At 43.3% G+C, this 23,594-nt stretch carries 20 protein-coding genes; 14 read left to right on the top strand and 6 right to left on the bottom strand.

Going from position 1 to position 23,594, the window contains the following annotated elements; genetic code table 11:
* Positions 1–47: 47 nt before the first annotated feature.
* The 4 genes from NYE72_RS01285 (at position 48) to NYE72_RS01270 (ending at position 4,462) form a co-directional block, all read left to right on the top strand.
* Positions 48–1,640 (top strand): spore germination protein, encoded by a 1,593-nt coding sequence (locus NYE72_RS01285; RefSeq protein WP_036687248.1) that lies wholly within the window; start codon positions 48–50, stop codon positions 1,638–1,640.
* Positions 1,641–1,688: 48 nt separating this feature from the next.
* Positions 1,689–2,801, top strand: a complete 1,113-nt coding sequence (locus NYE72_RS01280) for an endospore germination permease (RefSeq protein ID WP_076101133.1) — start codon at positions 1,689–1,691, stop codon at positions 2,799–2,801.
* Between the two features lie 50 nt (positions 2,802–2,851).
* Positions 2,852–4,051 carry a Ger(x)C family spore germination protein gene (locus NYE72_RS01275; RefSeq protein ID WP_076101132.1) on the top strand — a complete coding sequence of 400 codons (1,200 nt, stop codon included), beginning with the start codon at positions 2,852–2,854 and terminating at the stop codon, positions 4,049–4,051.
* Positions 4,052–4,231: 180 nt separating this feature from the next.
* On the top strand, positions 4,232–4,462 hold the full coding sequence (locus NYE72_RS01270) for a hypothetical protein (RefSeq protein WP_235219548.1): 231 nt from the start codon (positions 4,232–4,234) through the stop codon (positions 4,460–4,462).
* A gap of 394 nt (positions 4,463–4,856) precedes the next feature.
* On the opposite strand, the gene NYE72_RS01265 is transcribed toward NYE72_RS01270, so the two are convergent.
* The 4 genes from NYE72_RS01265 to NYE72_RS01250 form a co-directional block, all read right to left on the bottom strand.
* Positions 4,857–5,888 carry a LacI family DNA-binding transcriptional regulator gene (locus NYE72_RS01265; RefSeq protein ID WP_036687244.1) on the bottom strand — a complete coding sequence of 344 codons (1,032 nt, stop codon included), beginning with the start codon at positions 5,886–5,888 and terminating at the stop codon, positions 4,857–4,859.
* A gap of 164 nt (positions 5,889–6,052) precedes the next feature.
* Complete coding sequence (locus NYE72_RS01260; protein ID WP_036687243.1) at positions 6,053–6,886, bottom strand: carbohydrate ABC transporter permease; 834 nt, start codon at positions 6,884–6,886, stop codon at positions 6,053–6,055.
* Positions 6,886–7,728 carry a sugar ABC transporter permease gene (locus tag NYE72_RS01255; RefSeq protein WP_036687240.1) on the bottom strand — a complete coding sequence of 281 codons (843 nt, stop codon included), beginning with the start codon at positions 7,726–7,728 and terminating at the stop codon, positions 6,886–6,888. Before NYE72_RS01255 ends, NYE72_RS01260 begins: the two co-directional genes overlap by 1 nt.
* A gap of 156 nt (positions 7,729–7,884) precedes the next feature.
* A complete protein-coding gene (locus NYE72_RS01250; RefSeq protein ID WP_036687237.1) occupies positions 7,885–9,267 on the bottom strand; it encodes an ABC transporter substrate-binding protein in 1,383 nt (460 codons plus the stop codon).
* Between the two features lie 345 nt (positions 9,268–9,612).
* Here NYE72_RS01250 and NYE72_RS01245 point away from each other — a divergent pair, with 345 nt between their 5' ends.
* From NYE72_RS01245 to NYE72_RS01235, 3 genes are all read left to right on the top strand, one after another.
* Positions 9,613–10,263: an N-formylglutamate amidohydrolase gene (locus NYE72_RS01245; protein WP_339211131.1), complete on the top strand. Its 651-nt coding sequence runs from the start codon at positions 9,613–9,615 to the stop codon at positions 10,261–10,263.
* Positions 10,264–10,330: 67 nt separating this feature from the next.
* Positions 10,331–11,377 (top strand): hypothetical protein, encoded by a 1,047-nt coding sequence (locus NYE72_RS01240; protein WP_339211129.1) that lies wholly within the window; start codon positions 10,331–10,333, stop codon positions 11,375–11,377.
* 14 nt (positions 11,378–11,391) lie between these two features.
* Positions 11,392–12,741 carry a Mur ligase family protein gene (locus NYE72_RS01235; RefSeq protein WP_076101127.1) on the top strand — a complete coding sequence of 450 codons (1,350 nt, stop codon included), beginning with the start codon at positions 11,392–11,394 and terminating at the stop codon, positions 12,739–12,741.
* Here NYE72_RS01235 and NYE72_RS01230 read toward each other — a convergent pair.
* Entirely contained in the window at positions 12,736–13,533 is a 798-nt protein-coding gene (locus NYE72_RS01230; protein ID WP_339211127.1) for a hypothetical protein, read from the bottom strand. The genes NYE72_RS01235 and NYE72_RS01230 overlap by 6 nt on opposite strands.
* 362 nt (positions 13,534–13,895) lie before the next feature.
* Between NYE72_RS01230 and NYE72_RS01225 the strand changes: the two genes are divergently transcribed.
* From NYE72_RS01225 to NYE72_RS01195, 7 genes are all read left to right on the top strand, one after another.
* Entirely contained in the window at positions 13,896–14,789 is an 894-nt protein-coding gene (locus NYE72_RS01225) for a sugar ABC transporter permease (RefSeq protein WP_036687229.1), read from the top strand.
* Positions 14,786–15,664: a carbohydrate ABC transporter permease gene (locus NYE72_RS01220; protein WP_038568194.1), complete on the top strand. Its 879-nt coding sequence runs from the start codon at positions 14,786–14,788 to the stop codon at positions 15,662–15,664. The genes NYE72_RS01225 and NYE72_RS01220 overlap by 4 nt, the downstream gene beginning before the upstream one ends.
* Before the next feature lie 52 nt (positions 15,665–15,716).
* A complete protein-coding gene (locus NYE72_RS01215; protein WP_339211126.1) occupies positions 15,717–17,102 on the top strand; it encodes a sugar ABC transporter substrate-binding protein in 1,386 nt (461 codons plus the stop codon).
* Positions 17,103–17,237: 135 nt separating this feature from the next.
* Positions 17,238–18,227 carry a LacI family DNA-binding transcriptional regulator gene (locus NYE72_RS01210; RefSeq protein ID WP_076101123.1) on the top strand — a complete coding sequence of 330 codons (990 nt, stop codon included), beginning with the start codon at positions 17,238–17,240 and terminating at the stop codon, positions 18,225–18,227.
* 31 nt (positions 18,228–18,258) lie between these two features.
* Entirely contained in the window at positions 18,259–19,254 is a 996-nt protein-coding gene (locus NYE72_RS01205) for a BadF/BadG/BcrA/BcrD ATPase family protein (protein ID WP_076101122.1), read from the top strand.
* Positions 19,255–19,260: 6 nt separating this feature from the next.
* Positions 19,261–20,571 (top strand): 6-phospho-beta-glucosidase, encoded by a 1,311-nt coding sequence (locus NYE72_RS01200; protein WP_076101120.1) that lies wholly within the window; start codon positions 19,261–19,263, stop codon positions 20,569–20,571.
* A gap of 188 nt (positions 20,572–20,759) precedes the next feature.
* Complete coding sequence (locus tag NYE72_RS01195) at positions 20,760–22,238, top strand: acetylhydrolase (RefSeq protein WP_076101118.1); 1,479 nt, start codon at positions 20,760–20,762, stop codon at positions 22,236–22,238.
* On the opposite strand, the gene NYE72_RS01190 is transcribed toward NYE72_RS01195, so the two are convergent.
* Positions 22,220–23,194: a MerR family transcriptional regulator gene (locus NYE72_RS01190; protein ID WP_256717933.1), complete on the bottom strand. Its 975-nt coding sequence runs from the start codon at positions 23,192–23,194 to the stop codon at positions 22,220–22,222. The genes NYE72_RS01195 and NYE72_RS01190 overlap by 19 nt on opposite strands.
* Between the last annotated feature and the right edge of the window lie 400 nt (positions 23,195–23,594).

Raw genomic sequence — 23,594 nt, 5'->3', positions numbered from 1 at the left:
ATGGTAATAGCTATATTTACAGCACCAGCGGAAGAGGGATAACAACTATGGGATTTCTGAACAGAACAATAACAAAAGTTTTTAAGAACCCTTCATTAGGGCACCCCAACCCCACTAAAGAATTACCTAAGGAACCTATTAAAGAAAAACTTCAAGATAATATTCAATATATAAAAACAACACTCGGCAATAGTACAGATCTTGTGATTAGAGAATTCTTTATTGGTTCCAAACACCAGATTAAAGCAGCTATTTTCTATACAGATGGATTGGCGGATAGTAAAGCTATTCAGGATTTCATTCTGGAATCACTAATCTTAGAACTTCCAGATCCAAGTCTTGATAGACAAACAGCCAACTATCAATTATTAAAAGATCACATGCTCACTGTAGGGGATATTAAAGATGCGACGGAGTTCAATTCTTTATTCACCTCTCTATTATCCGGAGATGTGATCCTCTTACTCAATGGATATACCAAAGGGTTCACCATAGGCATGCGTGACTGGAAAGACCGTGGCGTAACGGAAAGTGCCACTGAAACGGTGATTCGTGGACCAAAGGAAGCCTTCACAGAAAGCTTACGCACGAATACCGCATTAATCCGGCGGAAAATAAAAGACCCCAATCTTTGGTTAGAAACACAGCAAATTGGACGTGTAACACAGACAGACGTAGCCCTCATGTACATCAATGGCATTGTTAGTGATGAGATTCTGCAAGAAGTACACTCACGTTTAGATCGGATCGACATTGACGGTATCCTGGAAAGTGGCTATATCGAAGAATTAATCGAGGATGAAACCTATACCCCATTTCCAACCATCCATCATACGGAACGTCCTGACGTTATAGCTGCTGCTCTTATGGAAGGAAAAGTAGCCATATTAGTAGATGGGACTCCTATAGTAATGACGGTCCCTACCTTATTCGTTTCCTTCATGCAGACAGCGGAAGATTATTATCAACGTGCCGATGTCAGCACCTTAGTACGGATGCTTAGATACTTCAGTATTTTTATTTCACTACTAGCCCCATCTTTGTATGTAGCTATTACTACCTTTCATCAGGAGATGCTGCCCACAACCCTGCTGATCAGTCTAGCTGCACAACGGGAGGGCGTACCGCTTCCAGCATTTATTGAAGCACTCTTAATGGAGCTTGCCTTCGAGATTATAAGGGAAGCGAGTGTACGAATGCCTCAAACCATAGCCCAATCTGTATCCATTGTAGGCACCCTGGTGATTGGGACTGCGGCAGTTGATGCCGGCATTGTTTCTGCTGCCATGCTTATTGTCGTCGCTATTACTGCTATCTCCAGCTTTGTGCTGCCATCCTTCGATCTTGCCCTGACCATCAGAATGCTCCGTTTCCCGATGATGTTCCTTGCTGCATCTTTTGGTTTGTTCGGTATCATCATCGGGGTTATTGCGATAGTTCTTCACATGTGCAGCTTACGTTCCTTTGGCGTTCCTTATTTGAGCCCGTTTGCTCCCTATAATCTCGCCGATCAAAAGGACACCTTTTTCCGAATGCCGCATTGGGCTATGTTTACCCGCCCTAAGCTAATCAATAAAAAAAATATCGTTCGGGAAAAGAGCACACCACCGGAAAAACCGGGAGATCTCACAGAGGAATAGCCCCTGAAACCTTGACCTATGAAGTGATAAATTGGAGTGAACAAAGCCATGCTCGAAAAAGGTAAAATAAGTACTCGCCAGCTTACCATACTGGTTATGTTCCTTACGATCGGGGACTCCATTCTCGTAATCCCCCCTTCCACTACACACTACGCCAGACAAAATGCCTGGATTTCCGCATTAATTGGCATGATCGTAGGTTTACTAGCCATCTATATGTACAGCAAGTTCGCAAAGTTGTACCCCAAACTAACGCTTATTGAAGTGATTCAAAAGGCTTTTGGAAAATGGATTGGGACTATTCTATCGCTTTTGACCTTAATGTATTTTCTTATCGTCACCGTTGGAAGCATGCGAGAACTCAGTGAGTTCGTTACATCCGAAATATTACCGAGAACCCCTATTCCGGCTGTTTTAATCTTATTCATGGTGATCGTGATTATGGCTACACGACTAGGTATTGAAGTCATAGGACGAGCTGGAGAGATCTTTACACCTATGATTATTATCCTATTTCTGATTCTGACGGTCGCAATTATTCCTCAGATGGAGATTGTCAGATTACTGCCCATATTGGAGGATGGCATAAAACCAGTGGTGAGAGGGTCTATTTCCATTACGGCTTACACCTTTTTAGAACCGGTTGTTTTTCTAATGTTTCTCCCTTATGTACACCAACAACAAAAGATAACCAAAGGCTTATTACAGGGCTGTTTCTTAGGCGGTATTATTATCTTCCTGACAATCACTATTTCCATATTAGTGCTGGGTCCGGATCTGACAACCAGGGATATCTATCCCAGTTATAACATTGCAAGGCGCATATCCGTTGGTGGTTTCTTCGAGCGGGTGGAAGCCATGATAGCACTACTTTGGATGTTAACCTTGTTTATAGAAGTTACCTTATACTTCTATGCTTTCGTTCTGGGGTTGTCTCAATTATTCAAACTAAAAGAGTACCGAGTGCTAACTCTACCCGCAGGATTAATTTTGGTTACACTAGCACCTCTTATTGCGCCAAATTACACCTATTACAACAAAGTATTCGATAATTATTGGGTGTACTATGTTATAACCTTCGGGTTATTTCTACCCTTGGTGTTGTTGGGTGTGGGGATGTTTCGAAGGGCACTGAGCAAAGGCTTAAAATCTAGAAGCTAAAGATGGGCTCGGAGTCATGAATACCGAAAGATCTAACGGAGGATTAAACCATGAAACGAAGATCGCTTCTGATTTGTGTTCTTATTCTCATGCAAATATTTGTAACAGGTTGCTGGAGCCGCCGAGAATTAAATGATCTTGCGATTGCTGTAGGAATAGGTATCGATAAAATTGGAGATCAATATCAAGTTTCTGCACAAGTGGTCTTACCCAGTCAAATCGCTGGCTCAAAGGGAGGCTCTCCTCAGGCACCAGTCAACCTTTACAAAGCGACGGGGCATACCGTATATGAAGCCCTTAGGAAAATCACAACCGTTAGTCCACGTAAAATTTATATCTCTCATTTACGAATCCTAGTCCTTGGCGAGGATTTGGCTAAAGAGGGAATTAGTGATGTTCTTGATTTCATGTCAAGAGATACCGATACGCGAAATGATTATTTTATAGTGGTAGCAAAGGATGCAAAGGCAGAAGATGCGTTGAAAATATTAACCAGTCTTGAAAAGATTCCTGCCGTGCGATTGTTTTTCAGTCTGGAAAGCTCGGAGAAAAATTGGGCACCTACATCTACTGTGACATTAGGAACACTAATTACAGAACTTGTGAGTAGGGGTAAGAATCCAGTCTTAACAGGTGTTGTCATCGAGGGTAGTGTAGATGTAGGAGAAACTCCGAATAATGTTGAAACGGTAGACTCTCCAACAGAATTGAAATACTCCGGATTGGCCGTATTCAAGGAGGACAAATTGATTGGTTGGCTAAATCCTGAGGAATCAAAAGTGTATAACTATTTAACCAATAAAGTTGAGAGCACTGTTTTCTATATCCAATGTCCCGAAGGTAAAAAGGTTTCGCTTGATGTATTTGAAGCCCGTTCCAAAATGAAAGGCAGCATCCATAGTGACAAACCAGAAGTCAGTATTGAGCAACATATAGAATCAGATATAGGAGAGGTTCAGTGTAGAAATCTAGAACTGACAGACACAAAAACTATCACCGAATTAGAACAAATCGCCAATAAAAAAGTCCAAAATTTATTTAAAACTACTATTAAAAAGGTACAGAATGAATACAAAAGCGATATTTTTGGATTCGGCGAAATCATCCATCGTTCTAACCCGCAGGCGTGGAAGAAACTGCGAAACAATTGGGATGAGACCTTTGTTAACCTTCCAATAAGCGTAAAGATGGATATTAAGATTCGCCTGTTAGGGAAAGTGACTAACTCTTTCCTAGAAGAGACGAAGTGATGAATTGGAGTGAACAAAACCATGTATAACATCGCAAGGCGCATATCTGTAGGTGGAATCTTTGAGTATCGAGTGTTAACCTATTACTACACTTGGTTTTGTTAAGCGCAGTAATGTTCAGAAGAGCACTGAGCAAAGACTTAATATCTCGAAACTAGATGGTTTGGGAGGTTGTGAATATTGGGTATAGTAGTGATTCTCATAGTTGTAGCCATTATAGCAGCCATTGAAGTTCCCCTGATGTGGAGGAAAAAATTAATCAAGGAGATGTGGATTTTCTCATTTCTTCTGTTGCTGGGAACTTTCTTCAGTCTTATTAATGCGTTACATATTTCGTTCTCTAACCCACTGGGATGGATGATATTTATCTATAAACCCGTCTCGGATATGGTAAATGCCTGGTTATCCTAAAATGGGACTGAACCATTCCCTTGAGATGGCTTAGTCCCCATGATTAAACGACGTTGCCAAATCAGCAAGCGCCCTAAAGTTTGTTGCTAGCCGTTCACGCGCCAGCCAGTAATAAACTTCCTGGCCTCTCTTTTTATGGTCAACAATGCGGGCATCCCGTAGGATTTTGAGATGATGTGAAATCGCTGGCCTGCTTATTTCGAATTCACCTGCAATTTCCCCAACATTCAGCCGACCTTTATTCCCTAATAACGTAACAATCCGAATCCGAGTAGGATCACCAAATGCGGTGAGAAACCGTGTGATGCTGTTGATATCGTTAGGTTTAATCTCTTGCGGTTCTATCTCCCCACCCCGATTCGTAAATAAACTTAAACATACTCACTTGTTGAAACTACAATAAAGACCTCGTAGATTCTCTAACTATTAATTCTGCCGGGAAAATCTGATGCGCATGATTAACCTTCTTATTGATGAGATCAAAGAGAATCTTAATCGTCGCTTCCGCAATCTCTACTACCGGCTGTTTGATGGTAGTAATAGAAGGATTATAATAGAAGGAAATATCCAATCCGTCATAACCAGCAACCGAGTAATCTTCCGGGACTCGCTTGCCCGCTTCAAATATCGCCTTACAGGCGCCGATAGCCATACTATCTGATAAGGTGAAAATAGCGGTGAACTCTTCTCCTAACTCTAGCAATTCTTTTGTAACCGCATACCCATTTTCCATACTGTAACTGTCGATATCTTCTTTCATCCGCCGCACTAGCCGTTCATTATAAGCGATTCCATGATCAGCTAAAGCCTTTTTATACCCTTCATATCTCAGCTTACCGATACTTACATCTTCTTCTGGTGCAGTAATGACCGCGATTTTCTCATGCCCTAGATTACATAGATAGTCGACAATTTTATAACTCTCATTAAAGTCATCTACAGATACAGAGGAATAGTCGCTCAAATCAAACTCTTCCGTCATCCCAATCGTACTAAGGACAAATGGAACCGTTAATTGCTGTAATTTCTCTTGAGAGTGTGAGAATAACCCCCCTAAGAAGACAATTCCCTTCAACCGTTTTTCTTTCTCCAGCTCAATCGCCACTTCGATCTCATCTTGATTCTCATCAACTCGTTGTAGGATGAAGGAGTATTTCTTGCGTTGAATCTCTTTTTCGAACACTTTGATCATCGGGCTAAAAAATGGATTGGATATCCCTTTAATCAATACTGCAATCGTTTTCGAATCAGAACGTTTTAAATTTCTTGCACTGTTGTTCGGAACATAATGATTTTCTTTGATAACCCTCATAACCATCGCTTTTGTTTCTTCATTAATATCCGGATGATTGTTAATAGCCCTTGATACAGTAGTCACGCCAACACCGCATAATTTGGCGATGTCTATAATAGTCAGTCTCTCCATTTCTATCTATCCTTTACTTGTTAGTATCTATCAAACTCCTTAATCCTTATTCAACTTCATAGTCAAAATAAGAAAGCAGGGGATTCCTGATGGTCACCCATCAAGAAAAACACCCTACTCGCTTCTTACATGAATATTAATTTATTTAACGAGGTAGATCAAGCTTAACCCTTAACCGCACCTGCAACGACACCTTCGATGATGTACTTTTGACAAGTCAGGTAGAAAATGATGATTGGCACAATAGCTAAGACCAGCATCGCCATCATAGCTCCCATGTCAATCGATCCGTATCCACCTTTTAGGTACTGGATCGCAATAGGAATCGTTTTATATTCTGTACCAATCAGCAGGTCTGGCAATAGGAAGTCGTTCCATACCCACATTACATTAAGGATAGCTACAGTTACAGCAATAGGTTTCAGGATGGGCAATACCACTTTAAAGAAGGCCTGAGGTGGATTACAGCCATCAATCATTACCGCTTCTTCAACTTCAAGCGGGATAGACTTCACAAATCCGCTAAACATAAACACAGACAGCCCTGATCCAAACCCTAAATAGATTAAGATAATCCCAATCGGATTGTCGAGATGCAGCACGTTTGCAGTCTTAGTCATTGTGAACATAACCATTTGGAAAGGCACGATCATCGAGAATACAAACGCATAATACATCATACCTGTGAATTTGGACTTCACCCGGGTAATGTACCATGCAGTCATGGAAGTAAATAACACGATCACAGCCACCGAGCATACCGTGATAAACAAGGACATTCCGAAGGCACTGAAAAAATCAATCTTTGCTACACCACTAGTATAGTTCTTTAAACCAACAAATGTAGTCTCATTAGGGAATAAGAACGGCGTATCACTAATGTAGAACTTACCCTTGAAGGAGTTCATCAGAACAATAAAAATAGGAGATAAGAACGCAATGGCCAAGACCAACAAAATGGTGAATATGGAGTAATCTTTTGCTCTAGTCTTTTGCATTAGTTCTCAACCTCCTTTCTTCTAGTAATGACAAGTTGTATTAAGGCGATTAAGGCTACTAAAGCAAAGAATACGACGGCTTTCGCTTGACCGACACCTTCCCATCCTGATTTTCCGTAGAATGTATTGTAGATGTCCAGTGCTAACATGGAGGTCTGCTTAGACGGAGCACCAGCGGTTAATGCTAAGTTCTGGTCAAACAATTTAAATGAATTGGATAAGGTTAAGAATAAACAAATAGTAATGGACGGCATTACGAGTGGAATAGTCACATTACGCAAAATCTTAGAACGTGAAGCTCCATCAATTCTTGCGGCTTCTACTATATCTTTAGGAACATTCTGAATACCTGCAACATAGATAATCATCATGTACCCTATCAATTGCCAATTCATAAGAACGATTAGTCCCCAAAATCCGTACGTTGCATCAGAGGTCAAAGTGACACCAAATTTGTACAAAATCCCATTAAAAATCAACTGCCAGATGTATCCTAATACGATACCGCCTATCAAGTTAGGCATAAAGAAGATCGTTCTAAATACGTTGGTACCTTTTAGCTTTCTAGTTAACAACATCGCCAAGATGAAGGCGAACACATTAATAGTAAGAACAGATAAAACTGTGAATTTAACGGTAAAACCTAATGCATTTAGAAACTCTTGATTCGAAAAAGCTTTAGCGTAATTGCCAAACCCTATCCATGTTGCATCATTGACTGTAGTAAACTCTGTAAAAGACAAATATATACCCAAAAGAAAAGGGATCACAAATGCAATTCCAAAGGCTATTATGGTCGGTAATGCAAAAAGAGCAAAATATTTTTTTATCGATTTTTCCATGGAGTCTTCTCCTATCTCAGTATGGAAAATGATGAAACGTAGCAAGATCCACTCAAATTGTTGCTTAGTGCCACTGAATCCCGAGGGAGCCCAGTGGCACTAAGCTTTTATCTGTATGACAACTGAGAGTTATTCAAGCATCTTTCCATGCATTTATTATTTTGCTTTTTCAGCCTTCCAAGTGTCCTTGAAGATGGTTACAACTTCATCCCAAGTTTTGTTTCCTTGAGCGTATTGCAAGAGGGCATCACCAAAGACGTTTTTGAATTCTTCACTTGGGAATGCTGCGAATGTCCAAGCTACAGAAGTAAGATCTTTTTCCATCCAAGCAGATACTTCTTTAGCAAGTGGATCTGCTGGTTTTTCGCTGTCTTCAAAGGTATTGAATGGAGCGATGAAACCTAGATCGTTAGTTACATAAGCTTTACCTTTTTCACTGGAGAACAACCATTCCAAGAAAGCGATAGAAGCTTGTTGGTTCTCAGCAGATACTTTGCTGTTGATTGCGAAATAGTTTTCTGTACCTACAGCCAGACCTTGTTTTTCTTCGCCTTCCATACCGGTGTAAACAGGCAAGAATTTGATTTCTTCAGCTTTAACTACGTTACCGTCAACATCGTTGATTTGTGACCAAGCCCAGTTACCGTTTTGAACCATTGCTGCGTTACCTAGTGCAAATTCAGCCATGGAGTCAGCTACGGATTTACTACCCAGCAAGGATTCTTTAGTTACAGAGTTCTTGATGTACAGATCGAAAATATTTTTAAATTTATCGTTGTATTTGAATTCAACTTCTTTAGAAGCTAGACCCGCAAGAACGGTGTTGTCAAACTCAGTATTGTCTTTGAATTCATAGTACAGCGGCAAGTTTGCAAGGTGAGTCTGCCATCTCCATTGCTCGCCAGCAGCGAGGGAAGTGGAGGCGAATACACCTTTAATGCCCAGTTGGTCTTTTTTAGCCGTCATATCTTCTACTACTGCCTTCAAAGTATCGAAGTTATTGATCTCAGTTGTGGTGGAGATCGATACCGCTTTATCAGCCAAAGCGAAGTATTTCTTCATAATTGCGTCGTTGTAGATGATGCCGTATCCTTCAACTACGTAAGGGATACCATACACGCCTTCACCTTCAGTTACAGCCAAGCTTTTGTCGGACAGATAGCTGTAAAGCTTAGTATCTTTCAAATCCAAGGTGTAATCTTTCCAGGATTGAAAACCAACAGGTCCGTTAATTTGGAAAATAGTTGGCGCTTCAGACTTGGAGATTTCGGATTTCAATTTAGTTTCGTAAGTACCCGCAGCAGCCGTTACGACTTTTACCTTAACTCCTGTTTCTGCTTCGTAATCCTTAGCGATCTTTTCATATATTTCTGCAATCTCAGGTTTGAAGTTCAAGAAATAAACTGACCCTTTTTTACCAGATGTAGCGTTTCCATCATTGGATGCAGAATTATTTTCTTTATTCCCACATCCTGCCGCTAAGACAACAACCATAGACATTACTAACATGAGCCCTAAATATTTTTTGATATTCTTCATTCTTCTTCCCCCTCGTACTTTTTATTAAATTACTTCGCATGAAGACGTTCCGATGCTCTCAGTGAAAATTATGTCAGCGTTTTCATTTGCTTAAGTAATCCCCAGCCTACTTTTTGGTATCCTTATCGGTATCCTTATCGGTATCCTTATCGGTAACGTTTTCAATTGAAATATTAGCACACCATTTTGAACTTTTCAATAGCTAATCTTTTAGAATCATTTTATGGAAAAACTGCCCACGGCAAACCTTGCAAGCGTTATAATAGATTCATCCTTATTCATGAATGGTGAATGCTTAGGACATACTAATGGTTAACGACCCATTAAATAACTATGAATAGGTGATTGCATATTTTATCTCTGATCGAACAGTATGAGCTACAATTCTCCAATAATAATTATTTTGGCGATATCGGGGTAGATCCCTCCTACTCGATTGTAGAAGGCTCCCTTCCTGTACTTGTCTCAGCTCCACATGCCATTAACCATTTTCGAGAACATGCTGTAAAACCAGCTGACATGTATACAGGCTCCCTTGCCCTCTTGTTACAAAAGCTCACAAATTGCTACTGTATTTATTCGAATAGCTTCTCCAAAGAAGACCCAAATTACATCTTAGGTGGAGAATATAAGGCTGCGCTACGAGCGCTTGTCAAAGAACATCGCATTCAGTTTGTGATCGATCTGCACGGGGCTTCCAAACTTCGGGAGTTTGATATTGACCTAGGGACACTGTACGGAACCTCTATACGAGAGAATAATTTAAATGACGTCATAGGCATCTTTAACAATAATGGTTTTACCAAAGTTCGACAAAATCATACATTTTCCGCTTCCCATCCTGGAACGATTACTTCATATTGTGCTAAGGAATTGTTAGTTCAAAGTATTCAAATTGAAATTAATCGAAATTATCGTAACCCGAATGCGTTTGATTTATTCCAAAAAACCATTCATTCCCTTGAACAAATCATTAAACTATTGGGCGGTGTCTGACATTATTATCGAGCAAACCTTTACTATTCTAGACAAACAAAGCCTTCAACCTCGTGAAGAAATCACAATGAACTCTGAAGAGTTAAAGGAATTAGGTTTAGTCCAGCATATCTTCGTTGATCTTACAGCAGAGAATGGTGTGAAAGTCAGCTGTTTAATTTTATCGGCAGATGAGGTGCCAAGAGGTTCAATCCAATTATCCAAGCGGGCAAAGGACAAGCTTGGGGACTGCCTCACTACAGGATTAACTATAACGAAGCCAGAATACGACACAGTTCTTCGGGGAATTCCTAAAGTGGACGAGATTGCCAAACCCTATGTAAAAGCCTGTCCAGCACTCGTCCGTAAATATACGAATCAAGTAGAACTTATCAATCCCAAAAATGGCTTCCGGGTAAACCTAACTTTACGAGAAGATAGCACAGCCAAACCGAATACCCTTTACTTCAACAGATACATCATGTTATTGCTGGAAACCCATTCCGAGGGGCATGACCCATTAATCATTACTCGCGCTAGGACGCGTTCTCAACCCAAGCCAGGCATACATAAACTTATAAATCAACTGATCCAACGGCCCTTAAGTGCATTAGGGAACTTTTTTATTGGCAAAAGAGAGCTCACCCTCAGAGTGGGCCATCCTTACCCTTTTGATGAGCACCAGAATTTATGCAGAATTCATCCGAATGTTAGAAAACTGCTAGGCATGGAAGAAACAGATCAGATCGTGATCTCCTATAATTCAAAACAAATCACCATCCCCATCTTAGACATCGATACGGAGCATATTGCCCAGTCGGTCAAGCTTCATGCGGATAATGAGCAGCTTAAATTTATCGACAGCCACTTATTTATCGGAATCACCGCCTTATCGCGTAACGAGTTAGAAATTCCAAGCATCGGCACATCAGTTACCGTAAAAAGAAGTATGTACTCCTTATTCCTAAAGCACTTAAACAAACTGGTCTTACCTGTTATCGCTTTGTTGTTCACCATAGTACAGCTATATAAAGATTTGAACTGGAGCATCGCTCTGACCGTCATCATTTCTCTTGTGTTACTTCCGATTATCATCTACACAACACTATCTGAGGAACGCGCCAAAATTAATTAAATGGAGGGATTTCCGTGGAATTCACTTCACAATCCCAAGTTGAAGATATGATCTACAGCTCTTATCTAAGAGCCATTAACAACATTACACAAACTTTGGATGAAGAAGTTAGAAAACCGGAGTTAACCAGAGTATTACTGGATGCAGTTGGAAGTCCGGATCGTAATCAAAAATACATACTGGTCACAGGCAGTAAAGGTAAAGGCTCCACCTCTAGATTTATCTCCTCTCTGTTAAGTCACTTGGGATATAAAGTGGGGTTATTCACCTCCCCTCACCTGGTGGATTTCAACGAAAGAATCCGGGTCAATGGGCAGGCAATAGCCACCGAAGACTTTGTACGATTAGGTAATGTAATTCGCGGGGGCTTCCACCAGATTGAGGAGCAGCTTGCTGCTGACGAATATCAAGGTCCGGTTGGGGTTGCTTTGGCTATTGCGGCTTTGTACTTTAAGGAGAAGGGTACAGATATCAATGTGATTGAATGCGGTAGAGGGGGAAGGTTTGATGACACCAATGTCCTGAGCAATGACTGGGCTGTCATTACCCCGATTATGGAAGAGCATGTAGCCCATTTGGGACCTGATCTGAGCAGCATTACACTGCACAAGCTGGGGATTGTCAAAAACAACACAACAAATGTCTATGTTAGCAAACAGAAATCGGGAGTTCTTGCGATCATGAAGGACAACCTCTCCTCCAACCCTGTGCAATATTATGAAGAACAGTTTTTAGCTGAATCTATCACAACCACTTCTATCGGGACTACTTTTGATGTCCGGACGAAGCAAGCCATTTATCCATCCTTGACCCTCCCGCTATTGGGACAGTTTCAAGCGGTCAATGCTGCTAGCGCAGTGTCACTTTGTGAAGAGATTACAGGGGGACCCTTGGATCAGGAGATCGTACACCACTGTTTTGAACAATTACAATGGCCGGGGCGTTGTGAAGTTATCTATCATGACCCGCTGACGATTATTGACGGAGCTATTCATAGAGATTCTGCAAGCTATCTTGCTGAACTTATTCAATTAGTGAATCCTGAGCGCAGCCGTACCGTCACATCCATCATCGGTGTCCCTAAGGATAAAGATTACACAGGGGTCATCGAAGTCATGAGCACAGTCTCGGATCAACTAATCGTAACCAAACCCGATATAAGCCATCTGATTTTCCCTACGGATGCCCTGCTAATCGCCAAAAGTTTTCTCAAAAAAAGTTCCGAATTCCCTTGTTTAGAGGATGCTCTTACGTATCTTAAAGAACAATCACCTTCGGAGATTATTGTAATCGTGGGTACGCAAACTCTAATCGGAAATGCCAAAAGATTATTCGGGCAATCGCTGCTGAATATCGGCTTATAACTGATTCATACGCTGAAAAATAACTTCCCTGTAAAGGTCTGAGAGGCCAGGTACTTCACTTGGATTTTGCTTGCAATATTCATCTAACATCACCTTATGGTTAACCTCAATCACCATCAAGCCTTGATTTGTCTCTAAGATATCTACTGAGCAGAAATCAAGACCCAGCGCTTTAGAGGTCCGGGAGGCAAGCTCCGCCAGCGCCTCTTGTTTGGCCTGATCTTTCACCTCAATCGTAACAGCCCCGTTAATCAAATTATGCTTCCACGAAAGAACTCTTTTTTTGCCAAGGAATACACGCGCCTGATGATTAAAGGTTACAATTCTATACTCAATCTCCGCTTCATAATAAGGACCTATTGCCCCATTAAGCTGTAAAGAAAATAATAAATCGAGCTTTTCGTGCAGATCGGCTATCTCATTGATTTTGTACACATGCTTTCCCTGCGCCCCGTTATCCTGCTTCATAACTACCTCCCCATTGCGCGCTTGGAAATAACGCTCAGCCAATGGATAAGGATTCAAATTGCTAAATTTGGAGTCAGGATGCGGCAAATAAATATGTTCTACGGCTGGGATATTCGCCTTATGCAAAACATCATAAGTTAGAGATTTACTCATGGCAATAATCGTAGAAGCACTGTTGTTTAGTCCGATCTCAGCGTCTACCATCACAAATGATTTCACTCCATCTGTCGCTCTATATACGAAATTTGGTGTAATTACCTCAAAGCTAATCCCTGAGGCTGTAACAGAATGCTGGATCATTTTTAAGTAAGGTCTAGTCGTCATTCAGTTTCCTCATTTCTAACAAAATATGACCAAACCTAATCATAGCATGAGAAATATCAATAAAAAATAATAACATTACGTTATAATAGTTAACACATTCATCCCTTGAATCTTGTTTTAGGTCCGTTTTTCACAAAAATCGCAGAATATATGTTACGTTTAATGACTGATAGCGCTTTTATAGATAAAATAAGTGTTGATTATTTAGTGATCATCCTCTATGATAAGCTTATTAAAGCGAATCAAAAAGTTAAAGCGGTTAAACTTTAATCTCTAGGCGCCTAGTATTATTGCTAATTAATAGTGTTAGTTTGATTAAAAGTTAAAGCGCTTATACTTTTAAAACGAGAGGTTGGTGTGTCATGATCAATCGCGAGAACAGGCGGCAGACGTTCTACATGTATCTGTTCATTTCTCCTTGGATTATCGGCTTCCTAGTATTCGCCCTTTATCCTATCTTATCATCGCTTTACTTCAGCTTTACTGATTATGACATCATACACCCACCTAAATTTATCGGGCTCGCTAACTACACAGAGATGTTTCACAATGACCTGTTCTGGAAATCGGTGGTTGTCACGTTGAGATATACCTTCATCGGTGTACCTATCCAGCTTGCGCTCGGTCTTGGCTTTGCGCTATTGCTCCACCAGACCATTCCTCTACGCGGCTTTTTCAGAACAGCAATGTATTTTCCAAGCATGGTATCCGGCGTGGCCATGTCCCTGCTGTGGTACTGGATCTTCAACCCGCAGATCGGGCTCTTCAATTACATCCTTTCCTGGTTCGGTATTCATGGACCGGCTTGGCTGATGAACCCAGACACTGCGCTATATGCCTTGATCATCATGACCTTCTGGACAGCAGGCTCAGGAATGATTTTATTCCTCGCAGGTCTGCAAGGCGTACCGGCAAGCTTGATCGAAGCCGCTAACCTTGACGGTGCAGGGCGCTTCAGAATCTTCCTGAACATTACCTTACCGATGATCTCTCCCGTGTTGCTCTTTCAACTAATTATGGGACTGATCGATTCCTTCCAAGTCTTTACCCAAGCTTTTGTCATGACTCAAGGGGGGCCGAATTACTCTACCTGGTTCTATGTCTATAATCTCTACACCAGCGCTTTCAAAGAATATCGTGCCGGTTATTCCTCAGCCTTGGCATGGGTGCTCCTTATCGTAGTTATGCTGTGCACCGCACTAATTATGAAATTGTCTAACCGTTATGTTCACTATGAAGGAGGCGGACGCAAATGAGTACAGTCAGAGCGCTAAGCCCCCGGACTAAAGGAACAAAACGTCGCCGGAAAGCGGAGCCTGTTAAGATTTTCAGCTTTATCACTTTAGTAGTTACAACATTTCTGATGCTGCTTCCTTTGTTCTTCATGGTCTCCACTTCACTTAAGTCCAAACGTGAGATGCTGAAGTTCCCACCCACCTTTCTTCCGGAGAGCTGGCAGTGGAGCAATTACACAGAAATATTTGATACTCTGCAGTTCGGTACACTTTATAAAAACAGTCTGATTATCGCCGGCTTTAGTGTTGTGGGAACCTTGATTTCTTCGGCGCTAGTCGCCTATGGATTCGCCAGATTCAGAGGTACAGGTAATCAGGTGTGGTTCATCCTGCTGCTTAGCACCATGATGTTACCTTATCCAGCCATTATGATTCCGCAATTTGTACTCTTTTCGCAAATGAATTGGATCGATACCTTTTTACCCTTGATCGTGCCTGCTTTCTTCGGCTCAGCCTATAATATTTTTCTGCTGCGCCAATTCTTCTCCACATTGCCTGAAGAGCTGTTTGATGCGGGACGCATTGATGGCTGTGGCGAAATACGGATGTGGGCTACCATAGCAATCCCACTCTCCAAACCTGCACTTGCAACCGTAGCTATCTTTGCTTTTATCTACAACTGGAATGATCTGCTTACGCCAGTGCTTTACTTAAGCTCATCAGATAAGTTCACGCTACCCGTCGGGATGGCTTCTCTTACCTCATCGAGGTTCCGCATTCCACCTTGGCATCTGCTAATGGTTGCTTCGGTTCTAGCTATGGTCCCAATCGTTACGCTGTTTGCTGTAGCCCAGAAACAGTTCGTCGAAGGGATTGTACTTACAGGGATTAAGTAATAATCCGCCATCCGGCGGCCAAATATACTTGAAATCATGGAGGGTTTAGCTAATGAATAAGAACAGGAAAAGTATTGCGCTTTTACTTGCAGCAACCATGCTCGTTGTTCTAGCCTTATCAGGCTGTAGCGGCGGCAAATCGGCGGGTAACGCCCTATCTGAAGGAAACGGTGGCTCTACTAATTCTGGAGGCAAAGCAGAAACGGTAACGATTACCCATTACACAATAGATTCAGAAGACCGCACATTTGTCGAAAAATTAATCCCTGATTTCGAGAAGCAGCATCCGAATATTAAAGTGAAAGTGGAAAAAGCGCCATATGAGCAGTTCGACAGCAAGCTGCAAACACTAATTGCCGGCGGCAAATCGCCCGACGTGACAAGTCACTGGGGGTATGGAGGTTTCGCAGAATACTACAATAAGGGTATGTTGCTCGATATGACCGACCTTATGAAAGAGGATGGTTTCAAGGCAGAGGATTATAGCATCCCAGAGAATCTGATGAGCATCTACAAGGTTAAAGATCACACTTACGGCATCCCGGTCAATATGTATGTCACCTTGATGCTCTATAACAAAGACATGTTTGATGCTGCCAAACTGACTTATCCAACAAGCGATTATGAAGATAAGAGCTGGACGTTTGAAAAAATGGTCGACGAAGCTAAACAAATGACGCTTGTATCCGATGATATCGCCAAAACTCAATATGGCGTAGACTTCACTTGGTCCGAACGCGATATGCGGCCATTATATTTTGGAGCGGAGCCTTACTCAGAAGATACATGGACTAATGGCGGCGTGCCTTCCGAGACTTATTTTGACTCCCCCGAGGTGATCGCTGCCTACAACAAGCTTTTTGATCTTGTCTTTAAGGATAAAGTCTCTCCTTCTTCCGAATGGAGCAAAAGCGTAGCTGGACAGAACGGTGATCCCTTTGTTGCTGGTAAAATCGGCATGTCTATCGGAGGCTCATGGAACCTTGCAGGCGCAAATGACTTCCCCTTCAAAATTGGCGTTGCTGCTGTCCCATGGGGAGGCAACGATAAGGTACGCAGCACCCTTTATGTCGATCCGCTGCTGATCTTGAAGGACTCCAAACATCCGAAGGAAGCTTTTGAATGGATCAAATACCTGATCACAAGCGAAGTGCAAGAGAAATCCATTGAGCTTAGTGGCGGTAACCCGCCAGTCAACACCGAAGCTGCAGAAGCTTACTATAAACATTTTGACGGTATCGATCCACAGGATATCAAAAATGTCTACGAGGGTGCTGTTAACTACGGCTTCGAATCCTATAACCACTTAATCACCAACTACTCGCAAATTAATGACATGTTCATTAATGAATTGCAGCCAGTAGAAACTGGACATAAGACGGTTGAAGAGGTGATGGCGACGATTCAGAAGAAGGTTACAGAGATCATTCAGCGATAACTGTTTGGCAGGTATACCGCCCCCTTTAGGGACGGTATACCTGCGTGAAATCATACGTTTAGCGGACAGTCTGCCAACCCTGTATACTGAAAGTAGAAAACAGGATCGGAAAATCTGCCGTGAGGAGAATTAAAGATGAAAGTGAGTATTTTTGATGTAGCCAAAAAATCCGGATTATCCGTTGTAACCGTATCCCGGGTGTTAAATGGGGCCGAATCGGTGCGTGAGAATAATCGCCAAAAGGTACTGGAGGCAATTAAAGAGCTGGATTACCGCCCTAATGCTGCGGCACGCAGTCTGGCAAGCGGTAAGACGGGAATTATCGGCATTATTGTCACTACCCTGCAAGATTCCTTTTTTGACGCAGTGGTCAAAGAGCTGAATGAAATATTAGCGATGCATGGTTATTTTTTAGCCATATCTATCTCAACAGGCATCGAATCGGATGACAGCCATTATTTAATTCAGGAGGATCGTGTAGACGGTTTAATTCTGCTCTCTCCAATGGAAGAGGACAATTATATTGTGGAGTTAAAACGGCGGGGTATCCCTTATGTGCTGATAGATAATCAGAAGCCCGAAAATGATACCTACTCCATCACGATCGACAACTTCAAGGGGGGATATGCAGCTACGCGTCATCTGCTGGAGCTGGGACATACTTCAATCGCTCATCTCTGCGGTCAGGAAATGTTCCGGAGTACGCGGGAGCGGCGCAGTGGATTCCTACAGGCGCTTCAGGAACAAGGGCTGACCCCCTTTGAGATCGTACCAGGTGATTTCGATATTGGTATGGGATACGATACCTGCAAACGTTGGCTGAAGGAAGGAAAGCTGCCCACCGCCGTATTCGCCGGGGATGACAATATCGCGCTAGGAGTCATCAATGCCCTGATGGAAGCGGGTATTCAGGTACCCGAAGAGGTGGCAGTGGTCGGCTATGACGATCATTATATTGCTTCACAGCTCCATCCACATCTGACAACAATACGTCAGCCTGCGGATAAAATCGGGCTGGCAGCCGCGGATATGCTGCTCAAACGCATCTCTGGAAAGATGAAACGCGGAGCCGGGATGCGGATTGATCCGGAACTTATCGTACGTGAGTCTACCGGAGCTGAGTAGATTAAATTTTATACACTAGGAGTGACGACCATTGACTTACTACTTGGGGATCGATGGGGGAGGCACGAAAACCTATGCTCTGCTAAGCGATGAACATGGCAATGTTCTTGGTAAAGGCAAGAGCGGTAACGGCAACCACCAGACAGGCGCCCTTGAGGCCGCCAACAGTATTCAAGAGGCCACATTCGGGGCACTGGCTGAAGCCGGACTCCGGTTGGAAGACATCCAGCATACCTATCTCGGACTTGCCGGTGCTGATCGCGAGGCCGACTACGCTATTCTCCATCCGATGATACGCCAGATAGGATTCACCAAATACACCATTAACTGTGACACTATGATCGGTCTACGCGCCGGAACGAATCGCCCATATGGTGTCGCGCTCATCTGCGGCACCGGCACCAATTCAGCAGGCAGAAACCTGCAGGGAGAGCATTATCAATGCGGCGGCTTTGACTATATGTACGGTGATTTTGGCGGAGGTGGCGCACTCAATATTGAGGTGTTTCGTTCCGTTATCCGAGCTTGGGACGGCCGGGAACAGCCCACCCTCTTAACAGGCTTACTGCTAAAAATGCTAGGTTATGAGGAAGTTGGGCATATGTTTCACGATTTCCTCGATCATTGGAAAAAAGTCCCTGTAAATGTTGCTCGCCTGCTCTTTGAAGCAGCAGCTGAAGGCGATGCCGTAGCGTTGGAGATTTTACATCGGCAAGGGGTTGAACTAGGTAAGTCTGCGGCAGCTATCATTCACAAGCTAGGCATGGAGCAGGAGACCTTCGATGTGGTGCTGGCAGGAAGTCTGCTAACCCGAGGGGATCGCGGTTGGATTCGCCAGCCTATCGAGAAAGCTGTACATGCTGCAGCCCCTCAGGCAACCGTGGTTACCCTTGCCACAGAGCCTGTAGTCGGTGCAGTATGGTCAGCTATGGATCAAGATGGATTGGTCCTTAGTAGTGAAGTATATGACAAAATGCGGAAATTTCAGGATTATGAATCGATCAAACAAACTACAAGACAGGAGTGATTAATCTTGGCAGCTAACCAAGGATTAAAGATTGCAGTTATCGGTGGAGGTTCTTCGTATACCCCAGAATTAGTAGAGGGATTCATTCTTCACTATAAAGAACTTCCCGTGCGCGAATTATGGCTTGTAGATATTGAGCCTGGTCTTCGCAAGCTGAATATTGTAGGTAACTTGGCAAAACGTATGGTGGAGAAATCCGGCCTTCCGATTGAGGTTCATCTGACAACAGACCGCCGTAAAGCTATCGAAGGCGCCGACTTCGTCAGCACCCAGATGCGTGTCGGCATGCTTGATGCCCGTGCCCGTGATGAGTCGATTCCGCTCAAATATGGCGTTATTGGCCAAGAAACAACAGGTCCTGGGGGAATGATGAAAGCACTGCGCACCATCCCTGTTATTCTGGATGTATGCCGTGATATCGAGGAACTGGCTCCCAACGCATGGCTGCTCAATTTCACTAACCCTGCTGGGATGGTCACCGAAGCCGTTCTGAAATATTCTAAGGTTAAAAGTATTGGCCTGTGCAACGCACCTATCGGCCTGATCAAGCAAGTCTCTGCCAAATATAATGTAGCAGCAGACCGCGTATATGCCGAATTTGTGGGCCTCAACCACTTGCACTGGATTACTCGTATCGATGTTGAAGGTGAAGACAAGCTGGATGATATGCTTGCAGATACAACCAGCTACAGCGCTAAGAACGTACCGGCAAGAGAATGGAACCCGGAATTCCTGCAATCCCTTCATGCACTGCCCTCATACTATTTAAAATATTTCTATATGACCGATGCCATGCTCGAAGAGCAGATGGAATCCCATAAACAAGGCATTAACCGTGCTGAAGTCGTCAAACGTGTAGAAGAAGAGCTCTTCGAGCTTTATGGCAATCTAGAGCTAAGCGAGAAGCCGAAGCAGCTGGAACAGCGCGGCGGTGCTTTTTACTCAGAAGCAGCTGTTAACCTCATGAGATCGCTCCATAACGGATCAAACGACATTCAGACCCTAAATGTCGCCAACCGCGGCATATTGGACTTCCTGCCAGATGACGCCAGCATTGAAGTGAACTGCGTGGTCACCAAAAACGGCCCGCTACCTCTGCCACTGACCAAAATTCCAACCATGGCTAAAGGACTCATTCATGCTGTCAAAACCTATGAACAGCTGGCGATTGACGCCGCTGTAACCGGAGATCGCGCCCTTGCCCTTCAGGCGCTCGCACATCACCCGCTTGTTCCGTCCGTGGACGTAGCGATTCGGATGCTGGACGAAATGCTGGAAGCTAATAAAGAGTTCCTGCCGAACTTTTTTGCGAATTAATTCATACCTCCTATCGAGAAATAACTAAAAGAGACCGAACCCGGTCTCTTTTTTTTCTTGTTATAAATCTTAAATAATCCTCTAAATATAGTGAAGTCACAGCGAGCATTGATTCTCCCCTAACAGGAGGTTTTATACTTGGATTCAGTACAGCAGCCAGAAAAGAAAACCAAGGAGGATTATAGATTATGAGATTACTTGAAATCACACTTGTCTTATTTAATGTATTGTTGTTGGGTTGGCTAACCTTAGGACGGCCCAAAACACAGCGCGGGTGGCTGATCGGCGGCGGGATTTCTACTGCTTTACTGCTTATCCATGCATTCGTGGAAGGGTTGCGGTGGCCGATGATTCCAGTGTATCTGATCACACTGTGGGCAATCGTGGGCGGAACAAGACTTTTCTTCCGATCCGCAGCAAAGGCAGCAAGAAAACCGCAACGGCGTTGGAAAACACTAGTGCTGACTGGAGTTGGGGCGGTTTATGCTGCCGTTTCCATTGCTCTACCCCTCCTGTTCCCTGTATTTTCTTTTGCGGAGCCCACAGGTCCTTACAAGATAGGAACCGTCACCTACCATTGGACCGATTCTGCACGGGAAGAAAAGTTCACAGAAACATCCGGTGACTCCCGCGAATTAATGGTGCAAATCTGGTATCCAGCAAGTTCAGAGGCTACAGGGAGCCCGGCGCCATATTTATCTGATCCTACTCCGTATATAGAAGGGCTGCATGAATTTTTACAATTGCCGGAGTTTTTATTCTCAGGATTAAAACTGGCCAACACCCACGCTATTGCGAATGCCGGTTTGGCAGATACGGAAACTAAATATCCGGTGCTTCTTTTCTCGCATGGATTTATGGGCTACAAGAATCAGAACACCTTTCAAGTCGAGCAATTGGTAAGCCACGGCTATATTGTCGTAGGGATTGAACATGCTTATAGCAGCGTAGCTTCGGTATTTCCAGACAAGTCTGTGGTGAAGTTTGATTCAGAAGGAAAAACAGGCTATGAGCAAATGAAGTATTCTTTTATGGATCGGCGTAATGAAGTCTGGGTAGAAGATGCTAAGTATGTGCTGGATCAAATGGAGGCCTTATCTGCGGACGATCCTAGTGGTCTGTTTACAGGCCGGATTGATCTTGAACATATGGGCATGTTCGGTCATTCCTTTGGGGGAGCCACAACGGTGCAGATGCTGATAGAGGATCAAAGAATTCAAGCAGGCATTGATATGGATGGGGTGCTTTACGGTGAAAAGCGGATTCCTGCAGACGGCTTGAAGAAACCTTTTCTGCTCATGAGTGCCGATGACACCTTAAAAGGAGTAGACCAAACCAGCGATGCTGAAATCGCCGCACTACGGACGGATAGGAAAGAGATTACAGCCTACTATAATGAGCTATTCGCCCGGTATGAGCCAGTAACTGCAGGCGGGAACTATTGGCTGACCTTCAAACACAGCAAGCACATGAGCTTCTCAGATCTATATCTGCTTACCCCCTTGTTTGAATGGATGGAAGATGTAGATGTGCGCGGAACACATGAGCTGATTAATGAGTATACGCTGGATTTTTTTGACCATTATTTAAAAGGACAGCCCTTGCAATATTTGAATAACAACCTGGGAGACCATCCGAAGTATACACTTCAACAAGGTGCGGAATGAGAATTCTCCTGCGCAAGCTTCCATTCTAGCCCTTCCATCAGCAAGGCGTTGCCTCTCACAATAACATCCCATTTGGGATTGAGGAGCAAGCATAGTTTATTAAAGCGTTCTATCCGTTCGGTAGGAGCAGTTTGCATCAAATGAGCATATTGGCGGAAAAAGGCGGCTTTATCGCGGAACTGCTCTGGACCTGCATACATCATCACAAAATCTTCAACAATTGCCTGTACAACAGCGCTGTCTGCTGATAGTTTTTGTTGCAAGGCTGCTTCCACCCGAATTCGGATATTCTCCAGCGTTCGAATCCAAACCGCAGCGGGAACGCGGGGATGTCTAACCATATTGAAAAAAGGCAGCTCAAATCGGACAAGCTCCTCCATGTACTGTGTATCGTTCATAAGTGCTTGTAGTTCGTTCCAAGCTACGGTTTGCGCGGCTGTCACTTTGACTTCATTCATAATATATTTATTGAACAAATATAAAAAGGTATCCCGCCATTCGGACGGCAATTGACCGAGCGGCTGTATTTCTTCTATTTTACTGGAGATGAACTGGGTTCGCTTATCAGCATTCATGGACAAAGAGTCCACCAGCTCATTCATGTAATCCATGGAATCACCTGTTGAGACATGCTCTTGGGCTTGGCGCAGAATCGAAATCATATTGGTCAGCGTACTGACCTGGGTCTCCAAAGCTTCAATCTGCCAGTTGAGTGCTGTAGTGAGCTGGATTTCTCCAGCGATAACTTGGCGAATCTCGTCAATGCCGAAGTCCAAATAACGTAACGTTGTGATCAGCCGCAGGCGGGAAATATCTTCAGGAGTATATAAACGGTGCCCGCCTTCGCTGTGGCTGGATGGTTTCAATAGATCGATATCGTCATAATAACGAACGGTTTTAATGGTTGTGCCCAGCAGCTTAGCCACCTCGCCGATGGTTTTGGTATCTTTACGCAAGTGATCACCCTTTTTGATGGAATCATACGATGTTGGAATGGATTGTACCGAAAGGAACGACAGCTTTCAATTTGCTTGTTGCTGATACTTGCTACCCAAGCAAAGATGGATAAAGCATCTTGGTAATTTGCACTTAGCCAATTCGATATCGGACACAGCTGACCTTAAAGCGGCTTTTTCCCACTTTTAGAGTGCTATCGGACCCCACAGCAGTTGTTAGCGTGAACACCACTCAATATGATCACTTTCTACTTGAATAGCGGCGCTGGGGTCCGAAACTCTGCTCCAAAGGCTAAAAACTAGCAAATAACGTCATCTGGGTCCGCATGACTCGGCCGAAGATTGCACCAGAAAATGTGTTCGGATATTTATAGAGAAACCAGGGATTACTGACCTTTTA

The sequence above is a fragment of the Paenibacillus sp. FSL L8-0333 genome (assembly GCF_037965665.1).
GTDB lineage: Bacteria > Bacillota > Bacilli > Paenibacillales > Paenibacillaceae > Paenibacillus_AQ > Paenibacillus_AQ odorifer.
Note: the sequence above shows the minus strand (reverse complement) of the source record. Positions and strands in the feature narration are given on the sequence as shown.

Excerpts from the sequence above, each read along its gene's own strand:
- NYE72_RS01285 (WP_036687248.1), top strand. The coding sequence starts at position 48 with ATGGGATTTCTGAACAGAACAATAACAAAAGTTTTTAAGAACCCTTCA.
- NYE72_RS01280 (WP_076101133.1), top strand. The coding sequence starts at position 1,689 with ATGCTCGAAAAAGGTAAAATAAGTACTCGCCAGCTTACCATACTGGTT.
- NYE72_RS01275 (WP_076101132.1), top strand. The coding sequence starts at position 2,852 with ATGAAACGAAGATCGCTTCTGATTTGTGTTCTTATTCTCATGCAAATA.
- NYE72_RS01265 (WP_036687244.1), bottom strand. The coding sequence starts at position 5,888 with ATGGAGAGACTGACTATTATAGACATCGCCAAATTATGCGGTGTTGGC.
- NYE72_RS01260 (WP_036687243.1), bottom strand. The coding sequence starts at position 6,886 with ATGCAAAAGACTAGAGCAAAAGATTACTCCATATTCACCATTTTGTTG.
- NYE72_RS01255 (WP_036687240.1), bottom strand. The coding sequence starts at position 7,728 with ATGGAAAAATCGATAAAAAAATATTTTGCTCTTTTTGCATTACCGACC.
- NYE72_RS01250 (WP_036687237.1), bottom strand. The coding sequence starts at position 9,267 with ATGAAGAATATCAAAAAATATTTAGGGCTCATGTTAGTAATGTCTATG.
- NYE72_RS01240 (WP_339211129.1), top strand. The coding sequence starts at position 10,331 with ATGAACTCTGAAGAGTTAAAGGAATTAGGTTTAGTCCAGCATATCTTC.
- NYE72_RS01230 (WP_339211127.1), bottom strand. The coding sequence starts at position 13,533 with ATGACGACTAGACCTTACTTAAAAATGATCCAGCATTCTGTTACAGCC.
- NYE72_RS01225 (WP_036687229.1), top strand. The coding sequence starts at position 13,896 with ATGATCAATCGCGAGAACAGGCGGCAGACGTTCTACATGTATCTGTTC.
- NYE72_RS01220 (WP_038568194.1), top strand. The coding sequence starts at position 14,786 with ATGAGTACAGTCAGAGCGCTAAGCCCCCGGACTAAAGGAACAAAACGT.
- NYE72_RS01215 (WP_339211126.1), top strand. The coding sequence starts at position 15,717 with ATGAATAAGAACAGGAAAAGTATTGCGCTTTTACTTGCAGCAACCATG.
- NYE72_RS01210 (WP_076101123.1), top strand. The coding sequence starts at position 17,238 with ATGAAAGTGAGTATTTTTGATGTAGCCAAAAAATCCGGATTATCCGTT.
- NYE72_RS01195 (WP_076101118.1), top strand. The coding sequence starts at position 20,760 with ATGAGATTACTTGAAATCACACTTGTCTTATTTAATGTATTGTTGTTG.